This window comes from Chryseobacterium sp. C3 (assembly GCF_014218905.1).
GTDB classification, from domain to species: Bacteria; Bacteroidota; Bacteroidia; order Flavobacteriales; family Weeksellaceae; genus Chryseobacterium; species Chryseobacterium mucoviscidosis.
Map to the genome: position 1 here is coordinate 143,078 of NZ_JACLCU010000009.1, position 17,200 is coordinate 160,277.

Below are 17,200 nucleotides of genomic sequence, written 5' to 3' on the forward strand. Positions count from 1 at the left end.
TGCCGCTTTTTTAAAATCTACCCATATGAAAATAAGTTTAATACTGCCATACTTGCTTTTTCTTTTCACTATCAGTTCCTGTCACAAAGAAATCAAATCCGAGAAAGGCGGAATTGATTTGATTTCCAATGTCTATTTTAATGCGTCCAAGGGGCTGGACAACATGCAGAGTTTTCATGTATCGAAAATAAATTATTCTCAGGATCAGCTTATAGAATATGTTCCTGACCTTTCATTTCCTGAAATTAACAGACAGGTGTATTATATCAGGGATTCACTCTGTTATCCCATTGACCTCATGGAGCGTAATCTCATCTTTTCTGATCTTTCCAGGAAACAACAGCCTTTTCTGGTTTGGAAAAAGAAAGAAGGAGCTGTGTTTTCAAAAGAATGGATTCCCAACTACAGGAACAGAAGAAATCTGCCAGACACGGTTTTATTCCATAAGAAATACAAACGTTTTGAGATTAATTCTCCCTGGACGTACACAAGATTTTATATCTATCCGACAGACACTATTTTACCTTATTCGCTGTACAGACATGCCGAAAAGGATTATCATGGACGGTTGGAACGTATTGATTCTTACAATAAAAAAGAGGACGTTTTTGTAACGCTTCAATTACTGCCCAGAAAAAACTGGGATGATACTGCGAAAGAACTTTTTGAATTTAATCATTTTGAAAAAAAACGGGAAAGTGAATGAAAATCAGCTAGCATATAATATCGATGATATTTCCGTAATAGAAGGGAATAAAAATGAACTGATTGTTTTTAACAGCAGTAAGGACAGGCATTCATTCCTGGAACTGCTGAAATTAAATAATCAGAATAATAACAGAACCCTTGTTGCCATTCATTCCGGTGCAAATACCAAAAAGTTTATTAACAGGTATCAGAACTATGAGGGGAAAATATTCCTTTGCCTGGATGGAGATCGGACAGGAAATATGATGACCCTGAAAATCCTTAATGAATTAAACGGGAAAAATATAAAGGACATTCGTCCCTTATATGGAATCTCAGAAAACGGTAATCAAAGCCTAAGTGAGTATTTAGAAAACAAACTAGATCTTCAAAATAAAAATACTATTTTAGTCGAACCAAAAAATTCAGAAGATGCAAACCTTAATAATAAACGAAACGGAATTCCCAACACTCAGTACGTGGGATCCGAACTTTCTGAACGAAATTCTGGAAAGCCTCTCCAAAGCAGCCAATCCGAGCAAAACGGAAATCACCCGGGAGGACAAGCTATGGGCAGCCACCATGCTGGAAATGGATTTGAAGGCACAAAGCGGAGCGATTCTGGAAACAGAGGAACAAGAGAAAGATCCAATGACAGAGCACAACCGCAGAATGATGAAGAAAATGAAGGAAGAAAACATTCCGTGGGCGGAATCGTATCCGGGAGAACTTTATCCAATAGATCAGGATTAGATTTATCCAATAAAAATAATGAGGATTTAGATATTCTCATTTCAAAGTATAGAGGTCAGAAGCTGACCAACGAGCAAGTTGCAGAAGTGGTTTCCGCAGCTTGCTTTGTTTCGGGGAATCACAAAATTTCTCTAAATGAAAATCTTAGCCCTACTGATGAACTGAAAGATATTTGTAGGCAGTTCAAAAGCGGTGGAACAGCGAAAGAAGGCAGAGGGATTTTAGATGAATACTACACCGATTCAAGGATTGTGGATGCCGTCCGCAATTTAATCAAAGACCGATTTAAAAGCCGTCAGGAAATTTCAATATTGGAACCCAGTGTAGGAACAGGAAACTTTCTCCATGCTGCAAAAGATTTGGGTATAAAAACCAGTATTACGGCTTTTGAAATCAACGAAACCACAGCCAGAATAGCAAAAATCCTTCATCCCGAAGCTGATATCCATCTTCGTTCCTTTGAAACGGAATTTATTGATGAGAAAGGTGGCAAAAAAGGATTTTCCGAAAAATATGATCTGGTTATTGGTAACCCACCTTACGGAGAACATCGGGGATTATATAAAGGTTTGGGTGAAGAGCCGAAAATCTCAAAATATGAAGATTATTTTGTCAAACGTTCTTTAGATTCCTTAAAACCCGGTGGCATTTTGGCGATGGTACTGCCTTCGGGCTGGCTCAACCGTCAAAACCAATTGAACAATGCCGAATTAATGAAGGGATACCGCTTGCCCAGCGGTGCTTTTGCCGGAACTGCCATTGGTACGGATATTATTATTCTAAGAAAAGACCCTCAGAAAATTTCCACAGATATTTCCAGCTATTTTGAAATTAATCCGGAAAAAATTCTGGGTGAAACCCGGCAGAAAACCAATCGGTTTGGACGTCAGGAAAACTATATTCACGGAAATTTAGAGGATGCTTTAATAAGAATTGACCAGCTGAGAGGCAAAAAAGAAACCGAAAGAATCGGGAATCTTTTTGAAGATTTATTCCTGGAAGCTGAAGAAGAACCTAAAATCATCTTAAAAAATAATGAAACGGAGACCCACCAGGAGGGTATTGTAGATTCTGAGCCTGGTGAGATAAATCTTACTGAAGTCCAGGAAAAGGTTGAACAGGTACTTTCATCACTTAATTCTGTAAAATTCAAATCTCCGGCCGTTATAAAGGAGATTGAGAAGTATGCTAAGATTCAATCCCAAATTGCCAGCGAGCCAAAGAAATTCGATCAAAGCCTAATTGATGAAATCCTCCAAAAAGCGAAGAAAATTATTCAGTCTCAAAATGAAAAAACTACAGAGTATAGAATTCAGACCAAACCGGAGCTTAAAAAAGGAGTTCTAAAGTATCAATTCCTCAAATCCGATGATATTGTAAATACATCACTTCAAAACAGCTCTGAGCTTTCAAACGAACAGGTCGAAGCTTTCAGGGAGACCTCATATGACGGAACTTTACATAATCGAGGAAAGCACTATCAATTTGCCAACTATATAGACGGAAAATGGGTACATGATTTTTACTATGCCGAAGGGAATATTTGTGCAAAGTTGGAACAATTGGAAAGAGACTTTGCAGATAAATATGCTATTGGGGGAACGGAAAATCAATACGAAAAGCAAAAATTCTTATTAGAAAGCGTTTTACCCAAGCCTAAATCCCTTGATGAAATTTATATCAGCCCTAACCATGAATTCATTCATCAGTTTAATTTAGGGACTATTGAAAGGTTACGATATAATTCAATTACAAAAAGCACAGAGCCGGTCATTGAAAATTATACATTAGCAGAGAAATTTAAGGATTTTGTAAGCAGTTTACCCAGCGATGCCTTTGCGGGGTCATCGTCATGGGAAGTCCGAGGCTTTGTGGATAATGAAACCGTTACGGGAAGCGATAAAGAAAGAAATGCTCTCGTCCGTGAAAGGAGAAAAGCTGCTGCTAACGATTTGTTTTATAAATTTTTGAGAGAAGAGTTATCGGATGAACTAAGACAGCGTTTCGTAAATGACTTTAACAGAAACTATAATAATATCCATGTTCCTGATTATTCCAAGTTTCCGCTGTTCTCTAAAATTCATCTTAATTTCAAAGGAAGAGAACTAAAACTAACGGAAGTTCAGAAAGCTGGAATCGGAAGACAAACCACAAAAGGAGTTGGATTATTAGCTCACGAGGTTGGTTTTGGGAAAACTTTATCCGGAATCTTATCTATGCACGAAGCTATGGAGCGTGGAAATGCAAAAAGACCTTTAATTGTTATTCCCAACGAGAGTATTCTCAAACAATGGGTGGAAACAATTTTTGAAACCATTCCTCATGCGAAAGTGAATATACTGGGAAACCTGGGTAAAGACTATGATCTCTCAAAGTTTGATAATAAGGACGGAGAGATTACCATAGTTACCTATGAAGGCTTTAATAATATCGGTTTTTCTGAAAATATTACCCAGGAGCTGGCTTCCCGATTTTCTTACATTTCAGAAAGTGAACTAAAAAGTGTTAATTCCATTAGCGAAAGGGATTTTCAGAAAGAACTGGAGAAAGAAAAAGAACTGGAGGGAAAAATGAAACGTGGTAAAATCTATGATTGGGAAGATTTTGGCTTTGACCATCTTACTTATGATGAAGTCCATAATGCCAATCATATCGTAGGGAAGGTTAGAGTAGAAGACCGTAGATTTGCTTCGGATTTCAGGAGCCAAAACCAGCAGACCTCAAAACTGGGAATCAATACCTGGATGGCGGCGCAATACATTCAGGATAAGAATGATGGCAGGAATGTTACACTGCTTTCTGCTACCCCTTTTACAAACAAGCCTTTGGAGTATTATTCCATTTTATCCCTGATCGCTAATAAACGCTTGGAAGAGTCCGGTTACTTCAATGTCAATACATTTTTTGAAACCTTTATGGAGGCAGATAATGATATGGAAATTGATGCTAAAGGTGATGTGAAATTCAAAGCGAATGTCCGTAGGTTTAAGAATAATTCTTTGTTTCAGCAGCTGCTTTCTGAATTCATTGACATCAAAGGAGAAGAAGACAACCCAGAATTGAAGCGTCCCAACAAAATCAATAAAGAATACAAGATTGAACAGAATGACCTGACGAAAGAGCAATATGATTTGCTTAATGAAAGCTTTAGTGAAACGGAGAAAGGAGCGATTCTTACCCATATCCTTAATGCAAGGTTGATTGCCATTTCTCCGTATTTGTCACCTTATTATGATGGAGAAGAGCCTTCTCTGCAGGAATTTATAGAGAACTCTCCGAAGCTAAGGCAGATGATGGAGCTGATCCGGCAGAATAAAAAAGACATTCCGGATTCAGGACAGATTATTTATTCAGAACTAGCAGTTGCAGAATTTCCTAAATTGAAAGAATATCTTGTACAGAAAATTGGTTATAAACCTGAAGAGATTGGAATCATTACCGGAGCAACAAGTAAACCTAACAGGTTAAAAATCCAGGATGATTTTAATTCTGGGAAGATTAAAATTATTATAGGCAGCGAAGCCATTCAGGAAGGAATGAACCTTCAGGAAAACACAACCGATCTTTATCTGCTTTCTTTACCGTATAATTTTACTTCTTTACGACAGGTGGAAGGAAGAATATGGAGACAAGGGAATAAAAATGAAAATGTGCGAGTCAATTTTATGCTAACCAATGACAGTATTGATGTCTTTATGCTTCAAAAATTGCAGGCTAAACAGGCACGATATTTAGAAGCCATGAAAAAAGGGGCGGATGTATTGGATGTTTCGGATATCAGTACCCAGGAGCTCAAGACATCAATCATTACCAATCCGGAAACAAGGGCTAATATTGAGATTGAACTGATGAAAAAACGGATTGAAAGTGAGAAAAACAAACACCTTGCGGATAGTGCCTTTGTATTAAGGAAATACGAGGATTTTATCAAAGTTCAGGAGGGAGTGACCAAAGCAGAGTATAGTTATAACAGGATTTTAGGGTATTCTAAAGAAGAAGGAGAGGACTCAGAATATTGGAAAAACCAGCTTCCGTCGTATCAAAAAACGATTGATCTCGCAAAAGATGAGGTTCAAAAAGCAATCCAGAATTTAGCTGAAAAAGGAGTGAATGTTACAGAAATTGAGAAGCAAACAAGGGCTACAGAGGATAAAATAGCGGAGCTGGATAAAAAACTGGAAGAGCTTCCGGAGATAAAAGATAATTTAATTACTCAATATACGGAGGAAAAAGCAAAGCAACTCAAAATGAATGAGCTTATAAATTATGTAAAAGAAAGAGCAGATGAAAATTTAATTCTGCATAATGCTTTACTGAAAGTAAATACTGCTGATTATATGGCGATTAAAAATTCTGTCGACGTAATACTATTACCGAGAGAAAGCATAAATCTGGAAAATGTATCGACTGTGGGAAGAAAAAGATAGTGTTAAATATGTAGAGATTCTTTCACTTCATCTTTTTTCAGGTAATTAAGTTTCCTTGTTTCCAAAATCAATATAAAACAATTTACCAGCTAACGACCTTTTGGAGTTTCTTTCACAATAGCATTTCTAATTCTGATATTAGTTTATTCAGCTTTTTACCCGAGGCACAGGTGTGAATTAGGAGGAATAGTTGTTTGCTAATTGGATGAAAAAAAAGAAGAAAGGCGGTAGAAAAATTTAAAGTACTTTTCTCTCTAAAAGTTTGTTTAATCTATTTTTGTTCACTATTTTTGAATGTTCATTCCTGCTGAACGCTTAATTTTATTGAACAAGAAAATGTATAGAGATAATGATTTTGTTTATGAAGCTGTTGCTTCATTAGAAGAAATAACAGGCCTTCCTATTGCCATTGAAAGTTTTAGGGAAGGCTATGATGTAGTGCTTCAAATCAATGAACAAACATTTTATTGTATTGCAAAGAAAAATGCAAAAAATGCAAATTATGGAATCATTATGTCTAGTTTGAAAGAAATTAATCATGCAAAAAGCAATGTAGTCATTGCTGACTACTTAACTAAAAAAACAGCATTAGAGCTTAAAGAAAATAACATCAATTACTTAGATGCTTCCGGAAATGCTTTTTTAAAAGCTAACAACTTCTTTATATATATAGAAGGTAAGAAAGGAAAAATAAATAAAAAAACTAATCAAACCCGAGCATTTCAAGAAGCGGGATTAAAACTACTACTACTACTTGTCTCTAATCCTGAAACACTACAATTTTCCTATAGAGAATTGGCAGAAAAAACAGGGATTGCTTTAGGATCTGTAAGTAATATTTTAAAAGAATTAGAAGAAAGCCACTACTTGTTAAAAACAAGAAACAAAAGAGTTCTAAAAAATCAGGATGAAATAATTGAGCGATGGGTAATAGCATATAATGAGCTTTTAAAGCCTCGCACTTTTAAAAGAAAAATGCGGGCTTTAGGAAATGAGTTTAATACAAATAATATTATAAATAATAATATGAAACTCTATTGCGGAGGCGAGCCTGGTGGTGAACTTTTAACCGGACATTTAAAACCAAAGGATTATATTATATATACAGACGAAGAGATAAGCAAAGTTGCAAAAGATTTGAAACTTGTTCCGGACGAAGCAGGAAACATTGAATTGTATAGCAGATTCTGGACAGATAGTCTTTATTTAAAAAATGAAAATGCTGCTCCTCCTTTGGTTGTATATGCAGATTTATTAGGAACCGGTAATAATAGAAATATAGAAACGGCTAAAATTATTCTAGAGAATGGATTATAACATATCAAGTGAAAAACTGGAGCATCCATTATTAAAAAAATTGTTGACAGAATTAATCCCTGTATTTCAAAAATTGGAAATCAAATTTTTCGTCATCGGAGCAACTGCAAGGGATATCATTATGGAACTTCACGGAGAAAGATCTGGTAGAAGAACTCAAGACATAGATATTGCCATAGCTGTGGATAAATGGGAGGAATTCAAAACTATTGAATACGAAATAACGCAACTGCCTGATTTTAAAAAAGATCCAAAACAGCAACAACGGTTTTTATATCTAAATGATTTTCAATTAGATATAGTTCCGTATGGTGGGATTACAACTGCTGAAGACAAAATATTCTGGCCGCCTGACCAGTCTTTTGCAATGACCGTATTGGGTTTTGAAGAAGCAGAAAAGGATTTGGTCAGGGTTAAGATAGATGACACATTGGAGATTGATATTGTTTCATTGGCAGGAATTTTTATTTTGAAATTGGTTGCTTGGAAAGACAGGCATCATAAAGGTAATAAAGACGCGGATGATATGGGATTTATTCTATTGAACTATCTCAATATTCACGAAGAAAGAGCCGCAGCGGAGTATTACGAAGAAGTGTATGATATAAAAAATTTTACTATAACAAAAGCTGGAGCAGCTCTATTAGGTATAGATATCAATATGCTCTTATCTGACAATGAAGATAACAAAGCAAAATTAAAAGCGATTATGGAGAAAGAAATAAATGCAAAAGAAGACAGTATTTTATTCAATCAAATACTAGAAACAAATCATATCAAATTTGAAGACATACTATGTTGCTTTCAAATTCTTAACCAGAAAATAAAATAATGGGAATCAATAATACAATAGAACAAATATTAGAAGACAATCAAGTGATGTGTATTCTTACGGAAAAACCGAGAAAAGCAACATCACAGGAAAATAACCTACAGTCCATAATCCGTATGCTTAACGAAGAGTATGGTTTTGATCTGACCGATATGGAACGGGATTTTAATATTATTTATACCGATCCGGATACCGGAAAAAATAAAAAACAAAAGATTGAACTCGTTATTTTTGAAAAAGGGAAATCACACGAACAAGATCAAATTATCCGAATTGCTATTGTACAGGACGAAAAGATAAAGGAAAACGACAAGAAAAAAGGCGTAACTATTACGTTGGAGAATGCTTTGGCTGCCGCTGATAATTGTGAATTCGGATTATGGACAAACGGCACGGATATCAAGTATTTACAAAAAGAAGATGACGAGATAGGTTTTGATTATACTTTTACCGATTTATCTGATTTCCCGGGATTGGGCGAAACCCTAGATGATTTAAACCGTGGAGACCGTTCGCATAGCCGTAAGCCTGCAAACGATTCGTTAATCAAAGTTTTTAAGCGTTCGCACGATTATATTTATGGAAATGAAGGTCGGAAGAAAGATGCGTTTTGGCAATTGCTCTATCTTATTTTCTGTAAATTGTATGATGAGAAAAGACGTTTTATGCCTCAGCCAGACGGTATTTCTTATCGTCGTTATTTTTGGGTGGGTGTAAAAGAACAAAATACTGTTGAAGGTAGAAAAGCCGTTGCAGAAAGAATTAAGAAAATTTTTGAAGAATTAAAAACAGAAGGCACTTTTTCGGATGTATTTGATGGGAATGAAGCAATAGAATTAACCGACAAAGGAATTGCATTTATTGCAGGGGAATTGGCAAAATACTCCTTCCTTGATGCTTCTGTAGATGTAAAAGGTTTAGCTTATGAAACCATTGTAAGTAATACCCTGAAACAAGAAGCTGGTCAGTTTTTCACACCTCGCAACATCATCAAAGCGATGGTAGAAATGATGAATCCAAATGAAAATACACGAGTGTTGGATCCTGCCTGCGGTTCGGGAGGTTTTTTGGTCATGGTATTGGATCATGTTCGCAAACAAATAGCAGAAAAACTATATCCAGAAATTACGGATGAAGTATTACTTGCTGCAAAATATAACACCTACGAAGTAAACGAAAGAGTTCGCGAATATGCAGAAAACAGCATATTCGGTTTTGATTTTGATCCGGATTTAAAGAAAGCGGCTCGAATGAATATGGTAATGGCAGGTGACGGACACGCTAATATTTTTCACGTCAATTCTTTGGCTTATCCTAACTGGGAGCATCCTACAGAAATTGAGAAAATTGAAAAAGCAATCAATCGGAGTTTAAAGGCAATGAAAGATAATGAGGGTATTTACGGTAATAGTGCCAGAGGGAAATTTGACATCATATTTACCAATCCTCCATTTGGAGCAAAAGTAAAGGTCGATGAAGATATTGCGATTCATTATGAATTATCCAAATATTCTAATGCCCCAGAAGTGTTGTTTATAGAAGCCTGTTACAATTTTTTGAAAGAAGACGGAAAAATGGCTATCGTATTGCCAGATGGTATTTTAGGTAATCCCAATACCTTGCCTGTTAGAGAATGGATATTAGATAAGTTCAAAATATTAGCTTCGGTAGATTTAGCTGTGGAGGCATTTCTCCCACAAGTTGGCGTACAAGCCTCTCTTTTGTTCTTACAAAAGAAATCTGCCAATGAAAGAAATATTGCCCACGAAGGAGAAGAAGATTATGACGTATTTATGGCAATAGCCGAAAAGTTAGGAAAAGACCGAAGAGGTAATCCAATCTATTTACGAGATGAAGATGGAGCTGAAATTATTTTCCCGGTGGAGAATAAATATGTAGCCTATCGACCGGAAGATGGGAAGCCAATTGTAAAAACTCGTGTTGAAAAACAACGGCTGTTGGATGATGATTTGCCTAAAATTTCAAAAGCATATTTAGAATTTTTAAAATAGATAAAATGGAAGTAAGTCAGGTAAAATCCAGAATAATTATAGGTAACTCTCATATTCTTAAACCAAGCTATCATATGAATTATGGTAAGATAAGAATAGAGAAAGCAATCTATAATGAATTTCCTTTTGATAGTTTAGGAAATGTGTCTGCTTCTGTTTTTACGGGAGGTATATTCAAAAGAATGTTTGTTGATGATACAAAATATGGATATCCATATATTTCTGCGCAACATATGATGAATACAAACCCTCTTGATGTAGCGAAGATAATTTCTAAGAAATATACACCAAGACAGGAAGAAATGAGTCTGAAAGAAGGTCAGATTTTGGTGAGTTGTGCTGGAACAGTAGGTAATGTGAGACTTATAACAAAAGATTTAGAAGGCGTAATAGGTTCTCAAGATATTATTCGAGTAAATCCAGATGATACAAAATTACCTTATGGCTATCTATATGCTTATTTAGCTTCAAAAACAGCCTACAATTATATGCAATCATATATTTACGGTTCCGTTGTTCCCCGAATTGAGCCTAATACATTATCTAGGTTACCTATTCCTATCTTATCAGAAGAAAAACAACAGCAAATTCATCAGCTTATAGTGGAGGCATCTGAATTAAGAGTTGAAGCGAATAGATTGTTGAATAAAGTTGAAGCCTTTTTAAAGAAAAGCCTTGATTTGCCGAATTTAGAAAAAGAGGATTACGAGTATTTCGGTAATCATGCTATTGGAAGAGATGTTTCAACTTTTGTTAGAAAGGCCAAAGAAATTACTTCTATTTCTATCAATGCATTTAACTATTCAAAGAGAATTGAGAAAATTATTAATACAATTCAAAAAAAGAAATATTTGAATTTAGAGAATTGCTTAAATCAAAATAAATTCTTTTCCACAGGTTCATTTAGGCGTTTAGAAACAAACTCCATAAATGGGATCAAACTACTTAATCAGTCTGATATTTTTGATATTCACAAGAAAGGGAAAGTATTATCTCGCCATTTTGTGGGAAATGTCAAGTTGGTTGAATATGGAGAAGTTCTAATAGCAGGAGTTGGAACTTTGGGAGAAGGAGAGACTTTTTGTAGAGCAATTTTTGCAAACGAAGAATTAGAGAGCCAATTAATTTCAGGAGAATTTATAAGAATGAAAACTAATGAAGAAATTCCTTCAGGATACTTGTTTGCTTGGCTTAATTCTGATTACGGCTTCCGATTGATTAGATCAACGCAAACTGGCACAAAACTTTGCAGACCAATCCCAAACCTATTGGCAAAAATACCTGTCCCGCTAATGGATATAGATCAAATGAATTATATAGACAAGAATGTTCGTAAAGCTCACACAGACTTTTACGAAGCTATTGTCAAAGAAAACCAAGCCATTGCTTTAATAGAAAAAGAAATTGACCTATGGCAAGTATCATAAAACCGCCTTATTTCGAATCGGTCGTTAATGCCGGGGAAAAGAGATTGCTAGATTATCTGGAGATACATCTTCCGGATAATTACTATTTAATCCCAAATGTGGAGATTGCTTCTACCAATCCCAAAAATAATCGTATCCAATACTGGGAATACGATTTACTTGTGGTAGCTCCGCATGGTATTTACAATATTGAAAACAAAGATTGGAAAGGGCGTATTGAAGGAGATGACCATTATTGGTATCTGAATGATAGACAAATGCCTAATCCGCTAAAAACAGGTAGGCAAAAAACAGCGATATTAGCATCCAAACTTAAAGAAGCCAACTTTGCTTGGGGAAAAGCGTGGATTCAAAATATGCTTACCTTTTCTTTTGACAATACTTATCCTCCTATTATTTCCCACGAAGCACAAAAGCTTACCTTTGGATTAAACAAGAAATTGACTCATTTTATTACCGATCCGTACAGCATTGGCAAATCAGAAGATGATATTGCTGACATTCAACAAGAAATAATGCAATTCTTAATCGGTCAGCAATCCAAGAAATCTCCAGAACAAAAAAGAGAAATTGAAGGTTATGAAGTGTTGGAAATCATTCAGCAGGAACCAAATTTTACGGAATATTTGGTAAAACCAAAAGGTGTTACTTCGGTACGTCGTAGAATTAAAGAATATGCTTTGCAGGTAAGCGGTTTATCTGCCGAAGAACTGAAGAAACGGGAAGATAAAATCAAGAACCAATATCACGCACTCAATAAGTTAAAAGCGAAACCATTTATCCTGAATGTAGAGTTTCGCATCGACGAGGTCAATCATCTCTTCTATGAAATTTCTGATTTTTTGGAAGAAAACTCCTTACGTTCAGAAGCTCGTGTCAAAACCTTTACATTCAAAGAAAAGATTGATATCATTAACAATGTAATTGTGGCATTAAAAGAAGCCCATAAAGAGAGTATTTTTCATAGAGATATCAATCCGGATAATATTTATTTGAGTAGTGGTTATGCTTATCTGGGTAATTTTGGTAAATCTTATTTCATTGATCACAGTGAAGAAGGATATACCGTTATGCCAACCATCAATCAAAATAACGCAACAGCTTATCATCCTTTGGAACTGACTGTGAATGATGCCAGTGCGGTTTCGGATATTTATTCATTAGGGGTTTTGATCTATTGGTTGTTTACGGACAAAGAACCATTCAAAACGCCTTACGATTTGGATAAAATGGGTGGTAAACTGAAAGCAGATTTACTCCCAACATACATCAATCCCAACTTGCCTAAATGGATTGATGAAATCTGCTCACAAACCATTTTAACAGATGACTTAAAACGAATTGAAAGTGTAGAAACCTTACAAGATATTATCGCCAATGCCATAGAAAGCAAATCTATTGCAGATGCATCACCTGTGATTGCTACTGTTGTAAAACCATCAACTTTTGAGGAGTTAAAAGAAGGTGATTCTATTGGCAGTTATTCAATTCACAAAGTATTGGGTAAAGGAGGTTATTCTAAAGTATTTAAAGTTAAACATCGTATTCAAGACGTTTATTATGCTTTGAAACTCTTTAATGAAAGTGTAAACTTCAGTTCTGTAAAAGATGAATACGAGGCATTGGTGAAATTGAATCATCCCAATATAGTAAAATTCAAATGGAATGATGAAGCCGCTTCGGGGCAGTTTTTTACTGTAATGGAATATTTGGATGGGGAGAATCTAAGTGATTATGCTCGTACAGATGCCAAACTTCCTATTCATAAGATATATCAAGTGGGTAAAGAGATTCTTTCTGCTTTGGTAGATATGCAATCTAAAGAAAAACCTGTTATACACCGAGATATCAAACCGCAAAATATCATTTGGGATAAGGGAGAACGCTTTGTCTTAGTAGATTTTAATGTAGCTTCTTCTACTTTGAAAAATAGTGAATTTGTTGGAACAATTCCCTATTTAGCGCCCGATCAAATCATTGATAACTATAAGGTAAATTGGGATTTATCTACAGATACTTTTGCACTCGGCGTAACTTTGTATGAGTTGCTTTGTAAACAATATCCGTGGCATCCTTCAAAAACACCTATGGCAAGTAGGCAGCCGAATAATCCTAAAGAAATTGAACATCGAATATCGGATAAGTTTGCTTCCTTTTTATTGAAAGCTATTGCTACCGATGCTTCACAACGCTTTCAAAGTGCACGGGAAATGTTCGATGCATTGATTGCCATTGAAGATCAGATTTTAGAAGATATTGCACCGGAAACGAAATCAAAAGATACGACGACTATAACAACCGATGTTGATATTATTCAATATATCAACTCATTGTATAGCCAATCGAAATATGGAAATTTTGGAACAAGAGTAAACAGCAATGCGCATCAATTGGATGAACAGACGTACACACCTACCAAGCTGGATAAAAGTCTTATTCCGGCTATTGTAGATGGACAGTACAAACTGCTTATTATTACGGGAAATGCAGGAGACGGTAAGACTGCATTTATTAAGAAGATCGAACAACACCCTTCCGTAAAAGATGTTGAACATTTTGCGCATCATAATGGAGCGAGATTTAAAATAAATGGCATAAGTTATGAAAGTAACTATGACGGTTCTCAAGATGAAGAAAACAAAATAAATAATGACGTTTTAGAAAAATTCTTTCAACCTTTTGAAGATATTAAGCAGTACACTCAAGTAGCAGAAGGGCGTATCATTGCGATAAATGAGGGACGCTTAGTCGAGTTTTTAAAGACTTCTAATAAGCATCATAAATTGGCTAAGTTAATCGAAGATTACTTTTACGAAGAAGGTCATACAGAACTTCCAGAAGGTATAATGATTGTCAATTTGAATCTTCGTTCTGTGGTTGCGGATGATTCGGGGGAAGGTAGTTTATTTAAAAATCAAGTAAAAGCATTGACACAAAAATCACTGTGGGCAAAATGTGAAACTTGTGAATTAGCAAAAGATTGTTTTATTAAGTACAATGTTGATACCTTAAACGATTCGGCTTCTGGAGAAACAGTCATCAATCGTTTAGAATGGTTGATCAGAACCGTTAGTTTAAAACGCGAATTGCATATCACAATGCGTGATATACGCTCTTTTATAGCCTTTATGCTTACTCGTGATGTTTCTTGTGAAGAAATATCGCAGATAGAATTGTTAAAAGGTTCAAACCCTGAAAAATATTGGCAATATTATTATTTCAATATCACCAATCCTATTTTGGAAGATAATGGAAATAAGGATCGCCTAATAAAGCTTTTAAGAGAAACAGAGGTTGGCGAAGTTGCGATTCCACATTTGGACAGAGAGTTGTTTTTTAGTAATCATAATCCAAAAGACTATGTTGTATTTGCGGAAAGAGAATCTAATTTATTAGATAGTTTTAACGAACAAAAAAACTTTATTCCAGCACATGAGCAGACTCCAGAATTGATTCAAACGATAAGGGAAAAGCATAAAGCGTTTGTTAGGCATCATTATTTTGAAGGAAAAACAAGTTGGTTTAAGGAAGATATCTCTACAGAAGAAACTACTGAAAAACTGACTAATAAAGGTTTAAAGCCTTCGTATTTATTACGTTTACCTTACAAATCTATTTTTGACTTCGTTTCTATATTGTCCCAATCTACAATCGAAGAAACAACAAAACAGGTAATTTCAAGAGCGGTCTCTTTAAACGAGGGATGTGATAATGATTCGTTGGATAAAGAAAATCTAATTCTTGCTTCGACCGATGTAAAAGATGTTCGAGGAAAATCTTTTAAAATGTTTCCCTTAGGCGATTTTGAACTGATAGTAAATCGCACAGACCATTTGATTAAATATCTGGAATACGAACCGGATAGCTTAATTTTTAGGCATAAAATAAATAAACATATTGAGTTAGCTATTTCATTAGATTTGTATGAAATGCTTTACTTTATTAAGAAAGGTTTTAGCCCTTCGTTGAATGATTTGCGAGGTAAATTCATTGAATTGATTGTGTTTAAAAACCTATTAGAGAATCTGAATTACGATGAGATTGTAGTAACACCAGATAATCTTCTATTTTATTCGATCAAAAAGAATCATAACAAAATCGCTATTAAAAAATTAACCTATTAACTATGGCAATCAAACTAAACAAACAGGAAAGTACATTTAGAAATGAACTCCTTTTTACGGCTGATGCCAAAACGATTAGAATAGATAATACCTTGGTCAATCTTTTTATGCTTTTAAAGCATGAAGGTATTCGTCCTAAACAACGAACAAGAAGGGGTGACAGTGTTTTTATTGAACTTGATAAACTAAAAAACATTTTCCAAAAACTGGAAGAAAGTAATGAATTGGAAGGTTTTAAAGAAAATCCCGAAGCGGTAGAGCTTTGGTTACGTACCAATCTTGTCAATATGGTAAACCGTGGGAATTCTGAAAAAGAAAAAATATCTTCGTTAAGACCTATCCATCTTGAAAGTTATCGGGTAAGAAATGTTCCCAATACAAGAGATTATTTTACAGCAGATCAAGTTTACCTGATGTTAGGACAAAACCCAATTGTAAAAGAAGATCTTCGGAATTTTTTAGCTGAGGGATGGGATAAAACAACCAACACATTACTTCAATCAAAAGAATTGGACGTAGATAGTTTGGGAATTTTATATTTGATAAAGAATGTGAATCCTGGCTTTATGGAGAGTAACACAACGCTCAATAAAGTAAAACCTCTTTTAATAGAACAAGCAGAATTATTTTGCGATGATGTTCGAAGATTGTTGGTGTATAAATCCAAAATCCCGAGAAATATTTTGATTGATTATCTGAAAACAATTACTTCATTTCACCTCGCTTTGTATATAAATAAAGTCATTTATTTATTGCCAAAAATGATTGAGGTGGGAACAAAAGATGTTGTTGATGATTGGAATATTGTGATTGATGCTACAGACGATTTTGAAAGTAAAGTTTCTTCTATTGCAATAGCTGAAGCGGAAAAAACATATAATTCACTATACAAATACATCAAAGCTACATTTAAAATTAATAGTATTATCCAAAAACTAAAGTTAGACGAATCCAATTCGGATAGCATAGAAAAAGCGTTGGAAGTTCTTAAAAATGAGTTGAATCAATACGAAACGAAGTTTGAGGCGTATTGGGATATCGTCTATAATGAGCAAGACGAAGATGATAAAGACTTACTCGCCGAAATGGTAAAATATGAAACGACCTATTTTGATAGATACGTTGAATTACTTTTAAAAGTGAGAGGAAAACGCTTACAGAAGGATCACATAGAATTATTAGACAGTTTATCACAAAAAAATAGCGAAAGAGGATTTTTAGCTCAAGGAAGAAGTAAAAAATATCCTCGAAGATATATGCTTGGAACCAGATTATTAGAAGCTTTGGTTCAAATACAGGTTTTGCATTTGGAAGGCGATAAGTTTATTACTCAAAGCTTGTCTATTGAAGAATTGATGAATAATCTGAAAGAACGTTATGGATTAATTATAAATGGATTAGAGGAAGAACGTTTTCAAAACACGGATCTTCATACTCACTTAGCGTTTAAAGAAAATGTAGAAGCCTTTAAAATAAAATTGAGGCAGATAGGCTTTTATAATGATTTAAGTGATGCATACATCCTGCAAAAAATAAGGCCTCGTTACGAACTATCATAATTAAAAAATAATGAACGTCAATATTTTAACACGTTACTATCAATACATCATCGAACTAATTG

General features: G+C 34.9%; 8 protein-coding genes. All 8 read left to right on the forward strand.

The features are described 5' to 3' along the window. Window positions 1–25: 25 nt before the first annotated feature. Window positions 26–706 carry a hypothetical protein gene (locus H6W53_RS18870; protein ID WP_098972134.1) on the forward strand — a complete coding sequence of 227 codons (681 nt, stop codon included), beginning with the start codon at window positions 26–28 and terminating at the stop codon, window positions 704–706. Continuing rightward, the gene (locus H6W53_RS18875; protein WP_228426236.1) at window positions 699–5,867 is read left to right on the forward strand and encodes an Eco57I restriction-modification methylase domain-containing protein; all 5,169 of its coding nucleotides are present in this window, start codon (window positions 699–701) and stop codon (window positions 5,865–5,867) included. The genes H6W53_RS18870 and H6W53_RS18875 overlap by 8 nt, the downstream gene beginning before the upstream one ends. Before the next feature lie 294 nt (window positions 5,868–6,161). Continuing rightward, window positions 6,162–7,184: a type IV toxin-antitoxin system AbiEi family antitoxin gene (locus H6W53_RS18880; protein WP_098972130.1), complete on the forward strand. Its 1,023-nt coding sequence runs from the start codon at window positions 6,162–6,164 to the stop codon at window positions 7,182–7,184. Continuing rightward, complete coding sequence (locus tag H6W53_RS18885) at window positions 7,174–8,016, forward strand: nucleotidyl transferase AbiEii/AbiGii toxin family protein (RefSeq protein WP_098972129.1); 843 nt, start codon at window positions 7,174–7,176, stop codon at window positions 8,014–8,016. Before H6W53_RS18880 ends, H6W53_RS18885 begins: the two co-directional genes overlap by 11 nt. Next, on the forward strand, window positions 8,016–10,028 hold the full coding sequence (gene mads2 / locus H6W53_RS18890) for a methylation-associated defense system DNA methyltransferase MAD2 (protein WP_098972127.1): 2,013 nt from the start codon (window positions 8,016–8,018) through the stop codon (window positions 10,026–10,028). Before H6W53_RS18885 ends, mads2 begins: the two co-directional genes overlap by 1 nt. Window positions 10,029–10,033: 5 nt before the next feature. Beyond that, window positions 10,034–11,455, forward strand: a complete 1,422-nt coding sequence (gene mads5 / locus H6W53_RS18895; RefSeq protein WP_098972125.1) for a methylation-associated defense system restriction endonuclease subunit S MAD5 — start codon at window positions 10,034–10,036, stop codon at window positions 11,453–11,455. Further along, window positions 11,440–15,579 (forward strand): methylation-associated defense system protein kinase MAD6, encoded by a 4,140-nt coding sequence (gene mads6 / locus H6W53_RS18900; RefSeq protein ID WP_098972123.1) that lies wholly within the window; start codon window positions 11,440–11,442, stop codon window positions 15,577–15,579. The genes mads5 and mads6 overlap by 16 nt, the downstream gene beginning before the upstream one ends. A 2-nt stretch (window positions 15,580–15,581) precedes the next feature. Beyond that, complete coding sequence (mads7, locus tag H6W53_RS18905) at window positions 15,582–17,138, forward strand: methylation-associated defense system protein MAD7 (RefSeq protein WP_098972121.1); 1,557 nt, start codon at window positions 15,582–15,584, stop codon at window positions 17,136–17,138. The last annotated feature ends 62 nt before the right edge of the window (window positions 17,139–17,200 follow it).